This is a genomic window from Nakamurella multipartita DSM 44233 (assembly GCF_000024365.1).
GTDB lineage: Bacteria > Actinomycetota > Actinomycetes > Mycobacteriales > Nakamurellaceae > Nakamurella > Nakamurella multipartita.
Genome location: NC_013235.1, coordinates 282,937 through 299,009 on the forward strand (window position 1 = coordinate 282,937; position 16,073 = coordinate 299,009).

General features: G+C 71.3%; 13 protein-coding genes and 1 pseudogene. 2 read left to right on the top strand and 12 right to left on the bottom strand.

Annotation, left to right across the window (positions count from 1 at the left end; genetic code table 11):
* Positions 1-28 precede the first annotated feature (28 nt).
* On the top strand, positions 29-811 hold the full coding sequence (locus NAMU_RS01250) for a potassium channel family protein (RefSeq protein WP_012814158.1): 783 nt from the start codon (positions 29-31) through the stop codon (positions 809-811).
* Here NAMU_RS01250 and NAMU_RS01255 read toward each other — a convergent pair.
* From NAMU_RS01255 to NAMU_RS01305, 12 genes and pseudogenes are all read right to left on the bottom strand, one after another.
* Complete coding sequence (locus tag NAMU_RS01255; RefSeq protein WP_041368297.1) at positions 772-1,530, bottom strand: SGNH/GDSL hydrolase family protein; 759 nt, start codon at positions 1,528-1,530, stop codon at positions 772-774. The genes NAMU_RS01250 and NAMU_RS01255 overlap by 40 nt on opposite strands.
* A gap of 67 nt (positions 1,531-1,597) precedes the next feature.
* Complete coding sequence (locus NAMU_RS01260) at positions 1,598-2,374, bottom strand: alpha/beta fold hydrolase (protein ID WP_012814160.1); 777 nt, start codon at positions 2,372-2,374, stop codon at positions 1,598-1,600.
* 47 nt (positions 2,375-2,421) lie between these two features.
* Positions 2,422-3,741, bottom strand: a complete 1,320-nt coding sequence (locus tag NAMU_RS01265) for a guanine deaminase (protein WP_012814161.1) — start codon at positions 3,739-3,741, stop codon at positions 2,422-2,424.
* The gene (xdhC, locus tag NAMU_RS01270; protein WP_012814162.1) at positions 3,738-4,616 is read right to left on the bottom strand and encodes a xanthine dehydrogenase accessory protein XdhC; all 879 of its coding nucleotides are present in this window, start codon (positions 4,614-4,616) and stop codon (positions 3,738-3,740) included. Before xdhC ends, NAMU_RS01265 begins: the two co-directional genes overlap by 4 nt.
* Positions 4,616-7,030, bottom strand: coding sequence for a xanthine dehydrogenase molybdopterin binding subunit (gene xdhB, locus NAMU_RS01275; RefSeq protein ID WP_012814163.1), 2,415 nt, complete (start codon positions 7,028-7,030; stop codon positions 4,616-4,618). The genes xdhC and xdhB overlap by 1 nt, the downstream gene beginning before the upstream one ends.
* Positions 7,027-8,571 (bottom strand): xanthine dehydrogenase small subunit, encoded by a 1,545-nt coding sequence (locus tag NAMU_RS01280; RefSeq protein WP_012814164.1) that lies wholly within the window; start codon positions 8,569-8,571, stop codon positions 7,027-7,029. Before NAMU_RS01280 ends, xdhB begins: the two co-directional genes overlap by 4 nt.
* 62 nt (positions 8,572-8,633) lie before the next feature.
* Positions 8,634-9,995, bottom strand: a complete 1,362-nt coding sequence (locus NAMU_RS01285) for an 8-oxoguanine deaminase (protein ID WP_012814165.1) — start codon at positions 9,993-9,995, stop codon at positions 8,634-8,636.
* 44 nt (positions 9,996-10,039) lie between these two features.
* Complete coding sequence (uraD, locus tag NAMU_RS31630; RefSeq protein WP_407669223.1) at positions 10,040-10,618, bottom strand: 2-oxo-4-hydroxy-4-carboxy-5-ureidoimidazoline decarboxylase; 579 nt, start codon at positions 10,616-10,618, stop codon at positions 10,040-10,042.
* A pseudogene (uraD, locus tag NAMU_RS01290) lies at positions 10,592-12,517 on the bottom strand (2-oxo-4-hydroxy-4-carboxy-5-ureidoimidazoline decarboxylase); the annotation flags it as partial. The gene uraD (NAMU_RS31630) and the pseudogene uraD (NAMU_RS01290), both read right to left, overlap by 27 nt.
* 353 nt (positions 12,518-12,870) lie before the next feature.
* On the bottom strand, positions 12,871-13,266 hold the full coding sequence (locus NAMU_RS01295) for a helix-turn-helix domain-containing protein (RefSeq protein WP_012814167.1): 396 nt from the start codon (positions 13,264-13,266) through the stop codon (positions 12,871-12,873).
* Positions 13,266-13,505 (bottom strand): thiamine-binding protein, encoded by a 240-nt coding sequence (locus NAMU_RS01300; RefSeq protein WP_012814168.1) that lies wholly within the window; start codon positions 13,503-13,505, stop codon positions 13,266-13,268. Before NAMU_RS01300 ends, NAMU_RS01295 begins: the two co-directional genes overlap by 1 nt.
* A 97-nt stretch (positions 13,506-13,602) precedes the next feature.
* A complete protein-coding gene (locus NAMU_RS01305) occupies positions 13,603-14,988 on the bottom strand; it encodes an NAD-dependent malic enzyme (RefSeq protein ID WP_012814169.1) in 1,386 nt (461 codons plus the stop codon).
* Between the two features lie 170 nt (positions 14,989-15,158).
* On the opposite strand from NAMU_RS01305, the gene NAMU_RS01310 reads away from it, so the two are divergent.
* Positions 15,159-15,953 (top strand): IclR family transcriptional regulator, encoded by a 795-nt coding sequence (locus NAMU_RS01310; protein WP_012814170.1) that lies wholly within the window; start codon positions 15,159-15,161, stop codon positions 15,951-15,953.
* Positions 15,954-16,073: the final 120 nt, after the last annotated feature.

Below are 16,073 nucleotides of genomic sequence, written 5' to 3' on the forward strand. Positions count from 1 at the left end.
GCGCCCGCGACCGTGCGATCCTGCCTCGATGGGGACGAGCGACCTCGATGTCCAGACGCCGGCCTTCCAGGCCTGGACCCGCGCGATGGAATGGCCGCTGATGGCCGTGGCCGTGCTGTTCGGCGTCGTCTACGCCTACCAGGTGCTGGCCGAGCCGCAGGGGGCGCTGCTGCTGGCCACCCGGGTGGTCAGCCTGCTGTGCTGGCTGGTCTTCGCCATCGACTACGTCGTCCGGCTCTGGCTGGCCACCAACCGGCGCCGCTGGTTCGTCCGCAACATCCTGTCGCTGCTGGTGGTGACCCTGCCGATGCTGCGTCCGCTGCGGCTGGTCCGGCTGCTCACCCTGTTCACGGTGTTCCAGCGGGCCGCCGGCACCGCCCTGCGCGGGCGGGTGGTGACCTATGCGGCCGTCACCACGACGCTGCTGGTCTTCGTGGCCTCGCTGGCGGTCTTCGACGCCGAGCGCTACGCCCCGGGCGCGTTGATCACCACCTACGGCGAGGCGGTCTGGTGGGCCTGCGTCACCATCACCACCGTCGGCTACGGCGATGCCTACCCGGTGACGATGGAGGGCCGCTGCATCGCCGTCGGCATGATGATCTGCGGGATCGCCCTGGTCGGCACGGTGACCGCGACGATCGCGTCGTGGTTGGTCGAGCGGGTCACCAGCGAGGAGGAGGCCGGGCAGGCGGCCACCACCGCCCACATCCAGCTGCTGGCCGACAAGATCGACCGGCTGGAGGGCCTGCTGTCCCAGGCCGCCGCCGACGGTCAGCCGCGCGGTACCTCACGCGGTGAGATCGTCACGTAGTCCGGGTGTTTGGCCGTGCGGTGATCACCCGACGAGCGTCCCTGCAGGCGCCGCCGCAGCCATGGCCCGACGTGCTGGCGGTAGAACAGCAGATTGTCCGACACCGAGCGGTGCGGGTCTTCGACGCGGGTGGTGGTGGCCGGCGCCGGATGGCCGAGGGCGGCCAGCACCTGGCCGGCGACCCGGCGGTGGCCGGCGGCGTTGAGATGGATGCGGTCGGCTCCCCAGTACCCGGCCCGGCGGATCTCCTGGTCGTGCCACATGTCGACGAACGTGAGGCCGAATTCGTCGGTGAGCGCCACGATGTCGGCGGTCAGCGCCTCACCCCGGTGGTGCACGACCTGACCCAGCGGAATGCGGGAGGTCGGGTCCGGCCCGGCGAGCACGATGAGCCGGACGCCGGCCGCCCGGCAGCGGTCGACGACGTGCCGGGACAGCTCCATCAGCCGGCCCATGTCCACGTGCCGGCGCATGATGTCGTTGCCGCCGCCGTTGTAGGTCATCAGCGTGGGCTCGAGCGCAAGCGCGGCCTCCAGTTGCTGGTCCACGATCGGGCCGAGCTTGCGCCCGCGGATGGCCAGATTGGCGTACTGCACGGGCTCCTGGGTGGCCTGGGCCAGCCCCTCGGCGACCCGGTCGGCCCAGCCGCGCACGCTGCCGTCCGCCCGCTCGTCACCGACGCCCTCGGTGAAGCTGTCCCCGATCGCCACGTACCGCACGGGCACGACTGTATTGCCCGGCCCGCACACGCGGCGTGAAGGGCACCCGGATGTCGGACGGGGGAAATCAGGGTGCGGGCGAGCCGGCGGTGATCGCGGCCAGGAAGGGGTCGACCACCGCGTGGTAGGCCGGTGCGTCGTCGCGGCGCACGGTGTGCCCGACGCCGTCGAGCCGAACCTGCCGCGCGAGCGGGTTGGTGATCAGGGCCGGGTCCGGGGCCATCGGGCTGTCGGTCGGGGCCACCAGCAGGGTCGGCACGGTCAGGCCGTTGAACACCGGCTCCCAGGTCCCGTCGCCGAGGATGAGGCCGTCGTGGATCATCGCCCGGTCGACCAGCGGCTTGCTGGCCGCCCTCTCGTCGATCTCCTCGACGGCCCAGCGTGATTCGGCCCGCATGCGGTCGCGTTGGGCCCGCCCGCCGTCGGCGAACGAATCCAGGAACGCCTCGTTCATCGCGACGAACTCCGGATCCGGGGTCGTCGCGCCGGGCGGCCGGGCCGGATCCTCCAGCACCAGGCCGCGGACCAGCTCGGGCCGCGCGGCCGCCGCCCGCAGCGCGAACAGCCCGCCCAGCGAATGCCCGACCACCACCGGCGCCGAATCCAGCGTCGAGAGCACGTCCAGGGTGTCCGACAGCCACCAGTCGTAGCAGCGGGTCAGTTGATCCGGTGCGAACCGCGGGGACCGGCCGTGTCCCCGCAGGTCGACCGCGATCAGGTGATACCGGCCCTGCCAGCGACGGACCGCGTCCGGCCAGGTGGTGCCGGCGTCGCTCAGCCCGTGCAGCAGCACGATCGTGGGATTGCTCGTCTCGCCCCAGGAATAGCTCTCCAATTCGCTCACCGACCGACTGTCGCATCCGGCGGCCGTCACCGCCAGTCAACATCTGGCTACCTGGTGTAGGCCGGCTCTCCGCGCAGCCACACCCCGGCCACGTCGTGCGGGGTCGACAGAGCGAACACCCGGGCCAGCGCGTCGGTCGGATCGGCCGCCTGGCGCAGGTTGATGCCCAGGCTGGACGACGGCTCCGGCCGCAGCCACACCGCGTCGAAATCCCGTCCGACGGTGAGGGTGCCGACCCGGTCGGCCAGCCCGAGGGCGCGGGCGCCGGCGTGGGTGGCCAGGTAGAGCAGGTGCACCGGGGTCAACGGGAGCCCCTGCGCCCCGAGCAGCTGCTGCATGAAGTACGCCTGCAGCCCCTCCTTGGGCAGGAACAACCCGGTGCCGGCCCCCACGTCGGAACCCAGGGCGACCCCGACGCCGTGCCGGACGTGCCGGGCCAGCGGGAACAGGCCGCTGCCCAGGGCCGAGTTGCTGGTCGGGCAGTGCGCCGCCCACGCGCCGGCCTGCGCCATCAGGTCCAGCTCGTGATCGGTGGGGTGCACGTTGTGGGCGAACACGCTGCGGTCGGTGACCAGGCCGTGCCGGTGGTAGGTGTCGATGTAGTGCGCGGTGCCGGGGAACAGGTCGGCCACGGTCTGCACCTCGGCCAGGTTCTCGTTGACGTGCGAGGTGAACCAGATGTCGGCGGCGTGCGCGTCCCGGTCCGAGCCGGGGCCGAGCAACTGCCGGCAGACCTCGAGCATCTCGTCCGTGGTGGACAGCGAGAACCGCGGCGTGACGGCGTATCTGAGCCGACCCTTGCCGTGCCAGCGGTCGATCAGCCGCTGCGAGGCGGCCAGCGCGTCGGCCGGGCTGCACAGCAGGTCCGGGCGCAGGATCCGGTCCGAGAGCACCAGTCCGGTGGTCAGGTTCAGCCCGGCGTCCTGGCCGGCGGCGAACAGGATGTCCATCGCCGACTCGAAGTGCGATCCGAACACCAGCGCGGTGGTGGTGCCGTGCGCGATCAGTTCGGAGACGAACTCCTGGGCCAGCGGCGCCGCGTACTCCGGTTCGGCCAGCCGGCTCTCCTCCGGCAGCGCGCACTGCTCGAGCCAGTCCAGCAGCGGCATGCCCAGCCCGCCGATGGCCCGCAGCTGCGGGTAGTGCACGTGGGTGTCCACGAATCCGGGCAGCAGCAGCCCGCCGGTCAGTTCGACCAGCGGCTCATCGGGATGATCGGCCCGCAGAGCCGCGAACGGGCCCCGCTCGCGGATGACCCCGTCGATGACGAGCAGCCCGCCGTCCGGGTCGGTCGCCAGGGCGTCCGCCGGATCGCCGGCGAACGGGTCACCGGGGGTGTCGACGATGGTGGCGCGGTACAGGGTCACGAGGGCACTCCACTGATGGTTCGGGCCGCGGAGGTCCCCGCCGACCCGGATGGGGCCGACCCGGATGAGGCTGCCCCGGCCGGGGCGGTGAGGGTCGGCAGCAGGGCGGCGGCCACCGAGACGGCGATCACCGCGGGCTGTTTGCCGCTGATCTCGGGCCGGCCGATCGGGCAGCGGATCCGGTCGATGGTCTGGGCGGAGTGGCCCTGCTCGGCCAGCCGGCGCCGGAACCCGGACCACTTGGCCGACGATCCGATCAGGCCGATCGAGCCCAGGTGCGGCAACCGCAGGGCGGCGTCGCAGAGGGCGAAATCCTCGGCGTGGTCATGGCTCATGATCAGCACGTGCGCGCCGCGGGGCAGCCGCTCCAGGATCTGCTCGCCGAGCACCAGGTGGTGCACGCCGACATCGGCGGCGCCGTCGGTGATCTCGGCCAGCCGCAACGGCTCCAGCTGGTCGGCTCGGGAGTCGACCAGTTCCAGGCGCAGCTCGAGCCGGGACAGGATCCGGGCCAGTTCGTACCCGACATGGCCCAGGCCGAAGATGGCCACGGTGGGCCGGGCCGGCATCGGTTCCAGCACGAGAGTCACCTCCCCGCCGCAACATTGGCGTCCGTGCCGGTTGCGGGCGTGTTCGTTGAGCCGGTGCAGCTGGGTCTCCGGTTCGCCGGCGCCGTCGGCGATCAGCTCCCGGGCCCGGCGGATCGCCGATTCCTCCAGGTTGCCGCCGCCGACGCTGCCCCAGCTGTGTTCGGAACCGACGACCATCTTGGCCCCGGCCTCCCGCGGGGCGTGGCCCCGCACCGCGACCACCGTGACCAGCACGGCCGGTGAACCCTCCCGGCGCAGCTGCGTGAGGGCGTCCAACCAGTCCATCAGACGCCTGCCAACTCCTGCGCCGACGCGTCCGTGGTCGGCCGGCCGGTGGCGCCGTTGGTGCCGGCGGTGCCGGCCGTCCGGGCCGCATCGATCGCCCAGTAGACCGCTTCCGGGGTGGCCGGGCTGCCCAGGTCGACCGGGTACCCGGCCGGCCCGAACTGGGCCACCGCGGCCCGCAGCGCCTCGCGCACGGCGAACGCCTCCATCAGCGGCGGCTCGCCGACCGCCTTGGACCCGTACACCACGCCGGACTCGGTGGCCCGCTCGAACAGATGCACGTGGAACTCCTCGGGCATCTCCGAGAAGGACGGGATCTTGTAGGTGCTGGCCGCCTGGGTGTTCAACCGGCCCCGGTGCGGGCCGTCGCTGGTGTCCCAGCGCAGCTCCTCCAGGGTGAGCCAGCCGGTGCCCTGGACGAAACCGCCCTCGATTTGCCCGACGTCGATCAGCGGCGACAGGCTGTCACCCACGTCGTGCACGATGTCGGCCCGCAGCAACCGGTAGGCGCCGGTGAAGCCGTCCACCTCCACCTCGGCGCAGGCCGCACCGTAGGCGAAGTACTTGAACGGCTCGCCCTGCATCCGGTTGGCGTCCCAGTGCAACCCCGCGGTGCGGTAGAAACCGGCCGCCCACAGCTGCACGCGCTGGAAGTACGCGTCATGGGTGAGCTTGGCCCACTCGATCTGCTTGTCGTGGAACCCGATCCCGGTGACCACGCCGTCGACGAAGCGCACGTCGTCGGGGTGGATGCCCAGCTGGCCGGCAGCCACCGTCGCCAACCGCTCCCGGATCTGGTCGCAGGCGTTCTTGACCGCGCCGCCGTTGATGTCGGCGCCCGAGCTGGCCGCGGTGGCCGAGGTGTTGGGCACCTTGTCGGTCCGGGTCGGGGCCAGCCGCACGTAGCTCAGCGGCACCCCGAGCGCGGTGGCCGCGACCTGGATCATCTTGGTGTGCAGGCCCTGGCCCATCTCCACGCCGCCGTGGTTGATCAGCACCGAGCCGTCCTTGTAGACGTGCACCAGCGCGCCGGCCTGGTTGAAGGCGGTCAGGTTGAACGAGATGCCGAACTTGACCGGCGTTATGGCCAGCGCGCGCTTGCTGTCGTGGTGGCCGGCGTTGAACGCCGCGATCTGCTCCTGCCGCTGCGCCACCGAGGCCTTGTCCGACAGCGTTTGCCAGATGGCGGCCAGCCGCTCGGCGTGCCGTACCGGCTGACCGTAGGGGGTGGGCTGGCCGGGGGAGTAGAAGTTGCGCCGGCGCAGCTCCTCCGGGGCGATCCCCAGCTGGGGGGCGCAGCGGCCCAGGATGTCCTCGATGACGATCATGCCCTGCGGGCCGCCGAATCCGCGGAAGGCCGTCTGCGAGGTCTTGTTGGTCTTGGCGATCCGCCCGTGCGCCTCGATATCGGGGATCCAGTAGGCATTGTCGATGTGGCACAGGGCCCGGGCGAGCACCGGCTCGGACAGGTCCAGGCTCCACCCGCCGTCGCTGGTCAGGGTCGCCTTGAGCGCCCGGATCCGGAGGTCGGCGTCGAAGCCGATCTCCCAGGAGGCGTGGAACGGGTGCCGCTTGCCGGTCATCGTGATGTCCTGGGTGCGGTTCAGGCGCAGCAGCACCGGGCGCCCGGTGATGGTCGCGCCCAGGGCCGCCACCGCGGCGAACCCGTGCGGTTGCATCTCCTTGCCGCCGAACCCGCCGCCCAGGCGCAGGCACTGCACGGTGATCTCGTGACTGGGCCGGCCCAGCACGTGCGCGACGATCTCCTGGGTCTCGGACGGGTGCTGGGTGCTGGACTGGACGAAGACCTGACCGGCCTCGTCGACCAGGGCCAGCGCGGCGTTGGTCTCCAGGTAGAAGTGCTCCTGCCCGCCGAAGGAGAATTCGCCGGAGAACCGGTGCGTGCTGGCGGCCAGGCCGGCGTCGGCGTCACCGCGGCTGACGGTGCGCTGGGCGCCCTGGAAGCTCTCCGCGGCGATCGCCTCGGGGATCGTCATCAGCGACGGCAGCGGCTCGTACTCGACGACGATCGCCTCGGCACCGAGCCGGGCGGCATCCTCGGTCTCGCCGAGCACGTAGCAGACCGCATGCCCGTAGAACATGATCTCGGTGGGGAACAGCGGCTCGTCGTGTTTGATGCCGGCGTCGTTGACCCCGGGCACGTCCTGCGCGGTGAGCACCCGGACCACGCCGGGCACGTCGTAGGCCGGGGTGACGTCGAACGTGGTGACCCGGGCGTGCGCATGCGGCGCCTGCAACGGCCAGGCGTGCAGCAGGTTCGGCGTGCGGTGGATGAGATCGTCGGTGTACAGCGCCTTGCCGGTGACGTGCAGCGAGGCCGCCTCGTGCGGCAGCGGCAGGCCGACCTTGGGGTTGTTCGGCCGATCGGCCAAAGGTCCGTGAGCGAAGCTCATTTCGCACCCACCTTTCCAGCATTGGCGTTCTGGGCATGGAACTTGCGCAGGGACGTGCCGAGCATGGCCGTCCGGTAGGCGGCGCTGGCCCGGTGGTCGCTGATCGGGGTGCCTTCGTCGGCCAGTACCCGGGCGGCCTCGGCCGCCACCTTCGGGGTCCAGGGCCGGCCGGTCAGGGCGGCCTCGGTGGCGCTCGCGCGGATCGGCATCGCGGCCACCCCGCCGAGCCCGATCTTGATGTCGGACACCGTGTCCCCGTCCAGACGCAACGCGAAAGCGATGGCGACGCTGGAGATGTCGTCGAAGCGCCGCTTGGCGATCTTGTGGAAGGCGGAGATCGGGGCCACCGGCAGCGGCAGCGTGATCGTCTTGATCAGCTCGTCCGGCCGTTTGACCGTCTGGCGGTAGCCGGTGAAGTACTCCGACAGCGGCACGGTGCGCTCGCCGGCGGCCGACGCCAGCACCAGCGAGGCGTCCAGGGCCAGCAGGGCGGGCGGGCTGTCCCCGATCGGTGAGCCGGTGCCCAGGTTGCCGCCCAGGGTGGCGCCGTTGCGGATGAGCCGGGAGGCGAACTGGGGGAACAGCTCGGCCAGCAGCGGCACCCGGCCGTCCAGCAGCCGCTCCACCTCCGAGAGGGTCAGCGCGGCACCGATCTCGATCCGGTCGGGTTGCACCGAGAACGTGCGCAGCTCCGCCACCCGGTCCAGGGCGATGGTCAGCTCGGCCCGGACGTGCCGGATGTTGAGCTCGACGCCCCAGTCGGTGGACCCGGCGACCAGCCGGGCATCCGGGTGCTGCGCCAGCAGCTCCAGGGCCTGGGCCAGGTCGGCCGGCCGGCGGTAGGCGGTGCCGCCGGTGGTGATGACCGTCGGCGCGGGGGCCGGGGCCGGGGCGGACCGGCGCTGGGCCAGCGCGTCGGATTCGTCGGGCGAACCCAGCGCGTAGGCGGCGTCCCGGATCGGCCGGTACCCGGTGCACCGGCACAGGTTGCCGGACAGGGCATGCAGGTCGAAGCCGTTGGGCCCGTGCTCGTGGTCGGGGGCGTGCCCGGGGGCGGCTGGATCGGCGCCGGCCTCCGCGCGGGAATGACCGTTGGTACCCGGCTCTGCGGTGGCGGCCTCGGCCTCGGCGTCGGCCGGCGAGCGGTCGGCCCGGTAGTACTCCGCGGCCATCGAGCAGATGAAGCCCGGCGTGCAGTAGCCGCACTGCGACCCACCGCGCACCGCCATCTGCTCCTGGACCGGGTGCAGCCGTTCGGGATCGCCCAACCCCTCGGAGGTGACGACCTCCTGGGCGTCGAAGCCGGCGGCCGGCACCAGGCACGCGTTGATCGCGGTCCAGCGGGTGGTGGCCGAGCCATTGGCGCCGGTCGCTTCGGCGGGACGGGCGACCAGTACCGCGCAGGCACCGCACTCGCCTTCGGCGCAGCCCTCCTTGCACCCGGTGTATCCGGTCGAGCGCAGCCATTCCAGCAGCGTGGTGTGACCGCCGACCTCGCCCAACGGGCGGGCCCGGCCGTTCACGACGACGTGAGGCTCCATGTGTTGACTCCCTCGTCTCCCCGTGACGATATCCCCGTCCGGGAGGTGTGCTCGAATTCTTCTCAGATGCCCGCGCGAGCCAGCAGTTTCTTGCTGGCGTCGCGGACCTCGGTGGCGTAGCGGTCGGTGTCCACGGTGCTCAGGCGTCCCTGCTCGACGATCGGCCGTCCACCGACCAGCAGCAACTCCAGGGGCGGCGGGGCCCCGAGCACCAGGGCGGCGATCGGGTCGACGATGTCGATGTGCGGCAACGTGTCCAGCCGCCACACGGCGATGTCGGCCAGCTTGCCCACCTCCAGCGAGCCGATCTCGTCCTGCCGGCCCAGGACCCGGGCGCCGCCCATGGTCGCCATGTCCAGGGCATCGCGGACGGTCAACGCCTGCGGACCGCCCTTGGCCCGGGCGAAGAGCAGGGCGTGCCGGGCCTCCTCCAGCAGCGCGCAGGCCTCGTTGGACGCGGCCCCGTCGACGCCCAGGCCGACGGCCACCCCGGCGTCGCGCAGGTCCCGGGCCCGGGCGATGCCCGAGCCCAGGCGCGCGTTGGAGGTGGGGCAGTGCGCCACCGAGGTGCCGGTGCGGGCCAGGCTGGCGATCGAGTCGTCGGTCAGCCACACCGAGTGGGCCAGCCAGACCTCCGGCCCCAGCCACCCCACCGACTCCATGTACTCCACCGGCGAGCAGCCGAAATGCTCCTGGCAGTACTGCTCCTCGTCCAGCGTCTCGCACAGGTGGGTGTGCATCCGGACGCCCTTGCGCCGCGAGAGTTCCGCGGTCTGCCGGAGCAGGTCGCCGGTCACCGAGAACGGGGAGCAGGGGGCCACCCCGATCCGCAGCATCGAGCCGAACGACGGGTCGTGGTGGGTGTCGATCGCCTCCTCGGTGGCGGCCAGGATCGCGTCGATGTCCTCGACCACGTTGTCCGGCGGCAGGCCGCCCTTGCTCCGGCCCAGGTCCATCGACCCGCGGGTCGGGTGGAACCGCAGTCCCACCCGCGCCGCCGCGTCGATCTCCGCCTTCAGCACGTCGCCCCCGTCGCGCGGGAAGACGTAGTGATGGTCGGTGGTGGTGGTGCAGCCGGTCCCGGCCAGCCAGGACAGGCCGCCGGTGGCCGCGACGTTCACCAGTTCGGCGTCGATCTGGCCCCACACCGGGTACAGCGTGGTGAGCCAGCCGAACAGGGTGTCGTCCACGGCCAGGCCGCGGGTGATCCACTGATACAGGTGGTGGTGCGTGTTCACGAACCCGGGAGTGATCAGGCAGCCGGTCGCGTCGAGAATGCGGGCGTCGGCCGCTCCCGGTACTGCCGGCCCGTTGCCGACGGCGGTGATCAGACCGTCGGTGACGACGACGTGGCCGTTGCGGTACTCGGTGGCCGAGCCGTCGACCGTGGCGACATGGGCGCCTTGCAGCACAAGGGTTGTCATTTCACTCCGTCGGGTGGTGGGCGGGTGGCGGGGGGAACGAGCGGTCAGGCCAGGACGGTTTCCAGCCGGGTCAGGGCGATCTCCCGGAGCTGGGTGACGACCTCGGCCCGTTCCTGCTCCGGCGAGTTGCCCAGCCGGCGCTGCAGCTCGGCCAGGATCTCCGGGGCCGACCGGCCGGCCGCCCGGATCAGGAACACCCGGTCGAACTTGTTCTCGTAGTCCGCATTGCCGGCCAGGATCGCCTGCTGGACCGCGGCATCGGCCGTTCCGACGGCCGACTGCTCCCGCTGGGAGAACTCGACATCGTGCCCGGCGCCGGCCCTCTCCCCGATCCGGGGATGCTTGGCCAACGCCGCCCGCAGCTCCTCGTCGGAGAAGTCCGACGCCGCGACCCGGGCCGTGTGCAGCACGTGCTGGGCCGACGGGTAGGGCCGGCCGGCGGCCACCGCGTCGATCCACCGGGGAACGTCCAGGCAGCTCGCCAGCACCTGCCGCACCTCGTCCTGTCCCATCGCGTTGAACCGGGTGGTGCCGGCGGCGAACTCCTCGTCGACCGACTCCTGGCGGGCGGACGGCGGGGTCGACAGGTTGTCGACCTCCTCCAGGAAGGTGGCCCGGGGCAGCAGCAGCGGGCTGGCGTCGGCGACCAGGTCGTCGAAGCGGTGGTTGGCGATCTTGGCGACCTCGATGACCGCGGTGGCCTGCTCCTGGGTGGGCGAGTTCTGCAGCCGCTCCCAGCCGGACTTGAGGATCTGGTCCCGCTTCTCCACGTCCCGCACCGACATGATCAGCGGGATGCCGAACCGCTCGCGGTAGGCCGAGGTCAGGTGCGAGAACTGCTCGTGGTCATCGTCGTTGAGCAACATCAGGCCGGCCGCCGCGCGGTCCTTCTTGGACTCCTCGGACATGTCGGGCCCGGCGTCGCTGCCCAGGTCCGGGTAGAAGGACAGCAGGTCCCGCTGCTCGGTGCTGTTCGCGGTGAACAACGCGTCCTGGAACGCGGCCCGCAGGGCCGGGGTGTCGGCGAACGGGCGGTGGTCGTAGGCGCGCTCGACCACCCAGGACGGGCCCTGGAACAGCCGGCCGAAGGTGGCCACGAACTCCTCGCGGGACATGTTGTTGACCTGCTCCAGGCGGATGACCCCACCCTTGGGCGAGCCGGCGACGGCCGGGCCGTAGCCCTTGTCCAGGTGGTGGAACACCAGGTTCAGGATGATGGCGGTCAGGCTGCCCAGGGTGATGCCGGAGCCGAAGATGATCTGCGCCCACTCCGGCACGGCCTTGGCCACGTCCGGCTGGACGGTGACGAACATGGCCAGGCCGATGCTGGTGCCGACGATGACCACGTTGCGGTGGTCGTGGAAGTCGACCCGGGACAGGGTCTGGATACCGACCACCGCGACGGTGGCGAACATGGCGATCGCCGCGCCGCCCAGCACCGGCGGCGGGATGCTGGCCACCAGCGCGCCGGCCTTGGGGATCATGCCGATCAGGATCATGAAGACGCCGGCGGCGGCCACCACGTAACGGCTCTTGACCCGGGTCAGCCGGACCAGGCCGACGTTCTCGGCGAAACAGGTGTAGGGGAACGAGTTCAGCACGCCGCCGATGAAGGTGGCCAGTCCGTCCGCGCGCAGGGCCCGGGCGACGTCCTCGCCGCCGACCCGCTTCTCCACGATCTCGCCGGTGGCGAAGACGTCACCGGTGGTCTCCACCGCGGTGATCAGCATGACCACGATCATCGAGATGATGGCGGCCGCCGAGAACTTCGGAATGCCGAAGTAGAACGGGGTGGTGACGCCGAACCAGGCGGACTCGGACAGGCTGCTGAAGCTGGCGTCGCCGAGGAAGAACGCGACCGCGGTGCCGATGACCAGACCGGCCAGCACGGCCACGGTGGCCAGGAAGCCCTTGAAGATCCGCTGGATCAGCACGATGACGAACAGCGTGCCCAGGGCGTAGGCCAGGTTCTTGGTGCTGGTCGGGTCGGGGTTGGCCCCGCCGCCCACCGCGTCCAGGGCGGCCACCGGCAGCAGGGCGATGCCGATGATGGTGATCACGGTGCCGGTCACCACCGGCGGGAAGAACCGGATCAGCCTGGCGAAGTAGGGCGCCATGAAGAAGGTGAACAGCCCGGCGATGATGACCGCGCCGTAGATGTAGAGCAGGCCCTCGGTGCCGCCGCCGGCGGCCATGGCGATCGCGATCATCGGCGAGACCGCGGTGAAGGTCACCCCCTGCAGCAGGGGCAGCCGCACGCCGATCTTCCAGAACCCGACGGACTGGATGATCGAGGCGATACCGCAGGTGAACAGGTCCGCGTTGATCAGGTGGATCAGTTCTTCGGTGGTCAGGCCGATCGCGCTGGCCAGCAGGATCGGGACCACCACCGCACCGGCGTAGAACGCCAGCACGTGCTGGATGCCGTAGACGGCCAGCTTGGGAATCGGCAGGACCTGGTCCACCGGGTGTTTGACGGACTTGGTGCGGGCGGGCGTGCTCGCCGTCGGTGCAGATGCCATGTCAGGCCCCTCTGGTCCGTTGGGGGGAGCATGCACAGTCATGCTCCGGAGAGTGGATGTTGGTTGTGTGGCCGGCAGCGGTCGGCCCGGTTACGAACCGCGCCCGGACGGTCTCCGGGGGCGGTGACGAGGTGGGTCAGGCGTCGGGCGCGGCGGGCCCGCTGACCGGGCGGGGATGTCTCGAGGACGTCGGCATGGCTGGACCTGCTCTCCGTTGAGCTCGGTGTGAAGGGTGGGTCTTCGCGGAATTCGGAAGGGTTCTTCCGCAGGTCGAAATATACGGGGTGACTCAGAGCACGTCAACATTTTGTTGAGGCGGTCCTCGGTATGTTGATCCGGGCTGCCTCGAGCGGTCATCGACGGTCGCGGTTGAGGTAGTTGTAGACCGTGAACCGGCTGACCCCCAGGGCCGAGGCGACGGTCTCGACGGCCTTGCGGTAGGAGAACGCACCGGCCTCCTCGAGCAGCCGGACGGCCCGCTGCTTCTCCGGCCGGGGCAGCTGGTCCAGCGGCCCGTCGAACTCGCGCTGGACCTCGGCCAGGATCCCGGTGAGCCCGCCCTCGTCCGTCCGCGGCTCGGCCGAGGCATCGCCCAATCGCACCCCGGCGACGACCGTCCCGCGCCAGACCAGCGGAACGTCCGCGTCGGTGACCTCGACGGCCTCGACCAGGGACGCGCCGATACGCTCCGCCAGCGGCCGCACGGCGGTCAGGAATTCGGCGGCGGAGGCGTCGGCCGAGTGTGCCATCACCGCTCCGTGTGCAACTGCACCGTGATCCGGGTGGCGCCGGCGTCCAGCGCCGCGGCCATCACCTCACGCAACGCGTCCAGCACGGTGTCCCGCTCGCCCTGCACCTCGGTGCCCAGCGGGCCGAAGTCGCCGGTCAGGCCGGCCGCCTGGACGACCTCCCACGCGCGTTGGGCGTGCTCGGGTGGCTCGCCCTCGCCATGGAAGGGCTCGGTGGTGAACTCGGCGACGACCCGCACGGCAGGAGCCTACGACCCGGGCCCGCTCCGCGCGCCAGGACGGAAGGAAAGCGCGGCGGGCCGCACTTTTCCTTCCGTCGTCAGGACGACCGGGCGGTCAGCTGCTCAGTGCCGCCTTGCGCACCGCGTCGGCGACGGCCGGCGCGACGTCCGCGTCGAACACCGACGGGACGATGTAGTTGGCGTTGAGTTCATCGGCGGAGACGCAGTCGGCGATCGCGGTGGCCGCGGCGATCATGGTCTGCTCGTTGATCTCGTGCGTGCCGGCGTCGAGCATGCCCCGGAAGAAGCCGGGGAAGGCGAGCACGTTGTTGATCTGGTTCGGGTAGTCCGACCGCCCGGTGGCCACGATGGCGGCGTGCTGGGCGGCGGCGAAGGGATCGACCTCCGGATCCGGGTTGGCCAGCGCGAACACGATGGCCCCCTTGTTCATCCGGGCGATGTCGTCGCCGGTGAGCAGGTTCGGGGCCGACACCCCGATGAACACGTCCGCCCCGACCAGCGTCTGCGCCAGCGTGCCGCGGACCCCGCGCGGGTTGGTGTTGTCGGCGATCCACCGGCGGAACTCGTCCATGCCCGGCTTGGCCGGGTCGACCGCGCCGTGTCGGTCGCAGCCGATGATGTCGCCATAGCCCTGGGCGGCCAGCAGCCGGATGATCGCGTGCCCGGCCGCGCCGACGCCGCTGACCACCACCTTGACGTCCGCGGGCTTGCGGCCGACCACCCGCAGCGCGTTGGTCAGCGCGGCCAGCACCACGATCGCGGTGCCGTGCTGGTCGTCGTGGAACACCGGGATGTCGAGCAGTTCCTTGAGCCGGCGCTCGATCTCGAAGCAGCGCGGCGCGGAGATGTCCTCCAGGTTGATGCCGCCGTAGCCCGGCGCGATGCAGCGCACGATCTCCACGATCTGGTCGACGTCCTTGGTGTCCAGTACCACCGGCCACGCGTCGACCCCGCCGAAGTGCTTGAACAGCGCCGCCTTTCCCTCCATCACCGGCATCGCCGCGGCCGGCCCGATGTCGCCCAGGCCGAGCACGGCGGTGCCGTCGGTGACGACGGCGACGGTGTTGCGCTTGATGGTCAGCCGGCGGGCGTCGGCCGGGTTCTTGGCGATGGCCAGGCAGACCCGGGCCACGCCGGGGGTGTAGGCGCGGGACAGGTCGTCGCGGTGCTTGAGCGGCACCTTGGACTGGATCTCGATCTTGCCGCCCAGGTGCAGCAGGAAGGTGCGGTCGCTGACCTTGCGCACGGTGACTCCGGGCAGCTGGGCGATGGCGTCGCTGATCTGGTCGGCATGGTCGGCGTCCGAGGCATTGCAGGTGACGTCGACGACGATGCCGTCGGGCTTGGACTCGACCACGTCCAACGCAGTCAGCGCCCCGCCGGCGGCCAGGACGGCGGCGGCGAGATCGGCGGTGGCCCCCATGGTCGGCGGTGCCTGCACCCGCACGGTGATCGAATAGCCCGGACTGGTGCTGGCCATCGTTGGCCCTCCATGTTCTGTCTTGCGGAAGCGCTTTTCTGTATAGTGGACATTAGCGGGTGGGTCCGCGAAGTCAACGTAGGCCCGGTCACGATTGCCCGCATGGTGATCGTAGAATTCCGGATGTCGAAAGATGCCGGACCGAGCGTGGCCGCGGAGGAAGACAACCCATGACAGCCCTGGCAGGCGCGGACCATCCGGACGGGGTGGACCCCGGGCCCAAGCAGCGTTCCGGGGGCGTCCAGTCGATCGAGCGGGCCTTCACCATCCTCGAGACGCTGGCCGGGGCCGGCGGGGTGATGGGCCTGTCCGCCCTGGCCACCGAGGCCGACCTGCCGCTGCCCACCATCCACCGTTTGGTCCGCACCCTGGTCGACCTGGGTTACGTGCGCCAGGAGCCGTCCCGGCAGTACGCGCTGGGCCCGCGGATCCTGCTGCTGGCCGAGAGCGCGTCGAGCATGCTGGCCAGCGTCGCCCGGCCGCACCTGACCCGGCTGGTCGACGACCTGGGGGAGACCGCCAACCTGGCCTCGCTGGACGGGGACGAGATCGTCTACATCGCCCAGGTGCCCAGTCGCCACAGCATGCGGATGTTCACCGAGGTCGGTCGGCACGTGCTGCCGCACTGCACCGCGGTCGGCAAGGCGATCATGTCCACCATGCCGCCGGCCGACGTCCGGGCCATGCTGGCGCGCACCGGCATGCCCCGACACACCGAGCACACGATCACCGATCCGGGCGCGTTCGCCGAGCAGCTGCGCTGGTCGGCCGAACACGGGTACGCGATGGACGACGGGGAGCAGGAACTGGGCGTGCGGTGTGTAGCCGTCGCGGTCCCCGGTGTTCGCTCCCACCTGGCCCTGTCGGTCTCCGGTCCGGCCGGCCGGATGACCCCGGAGACCGTCGCCCGCGCGGTGCCGTTGCTGACCGCCGCCGGCGAGGCCCTGGCCGCCGAACTGCGCTGACCGCGTCGCGCCCCGGAATCGCCACGATTAACCGCGCGTTTACCGCGTTCGTTCGCGGCGGAAACGTCGCGGCAGGACAGTCCCCCACGATCACATTCGATCTGGCCAGCGTCGGTCGGG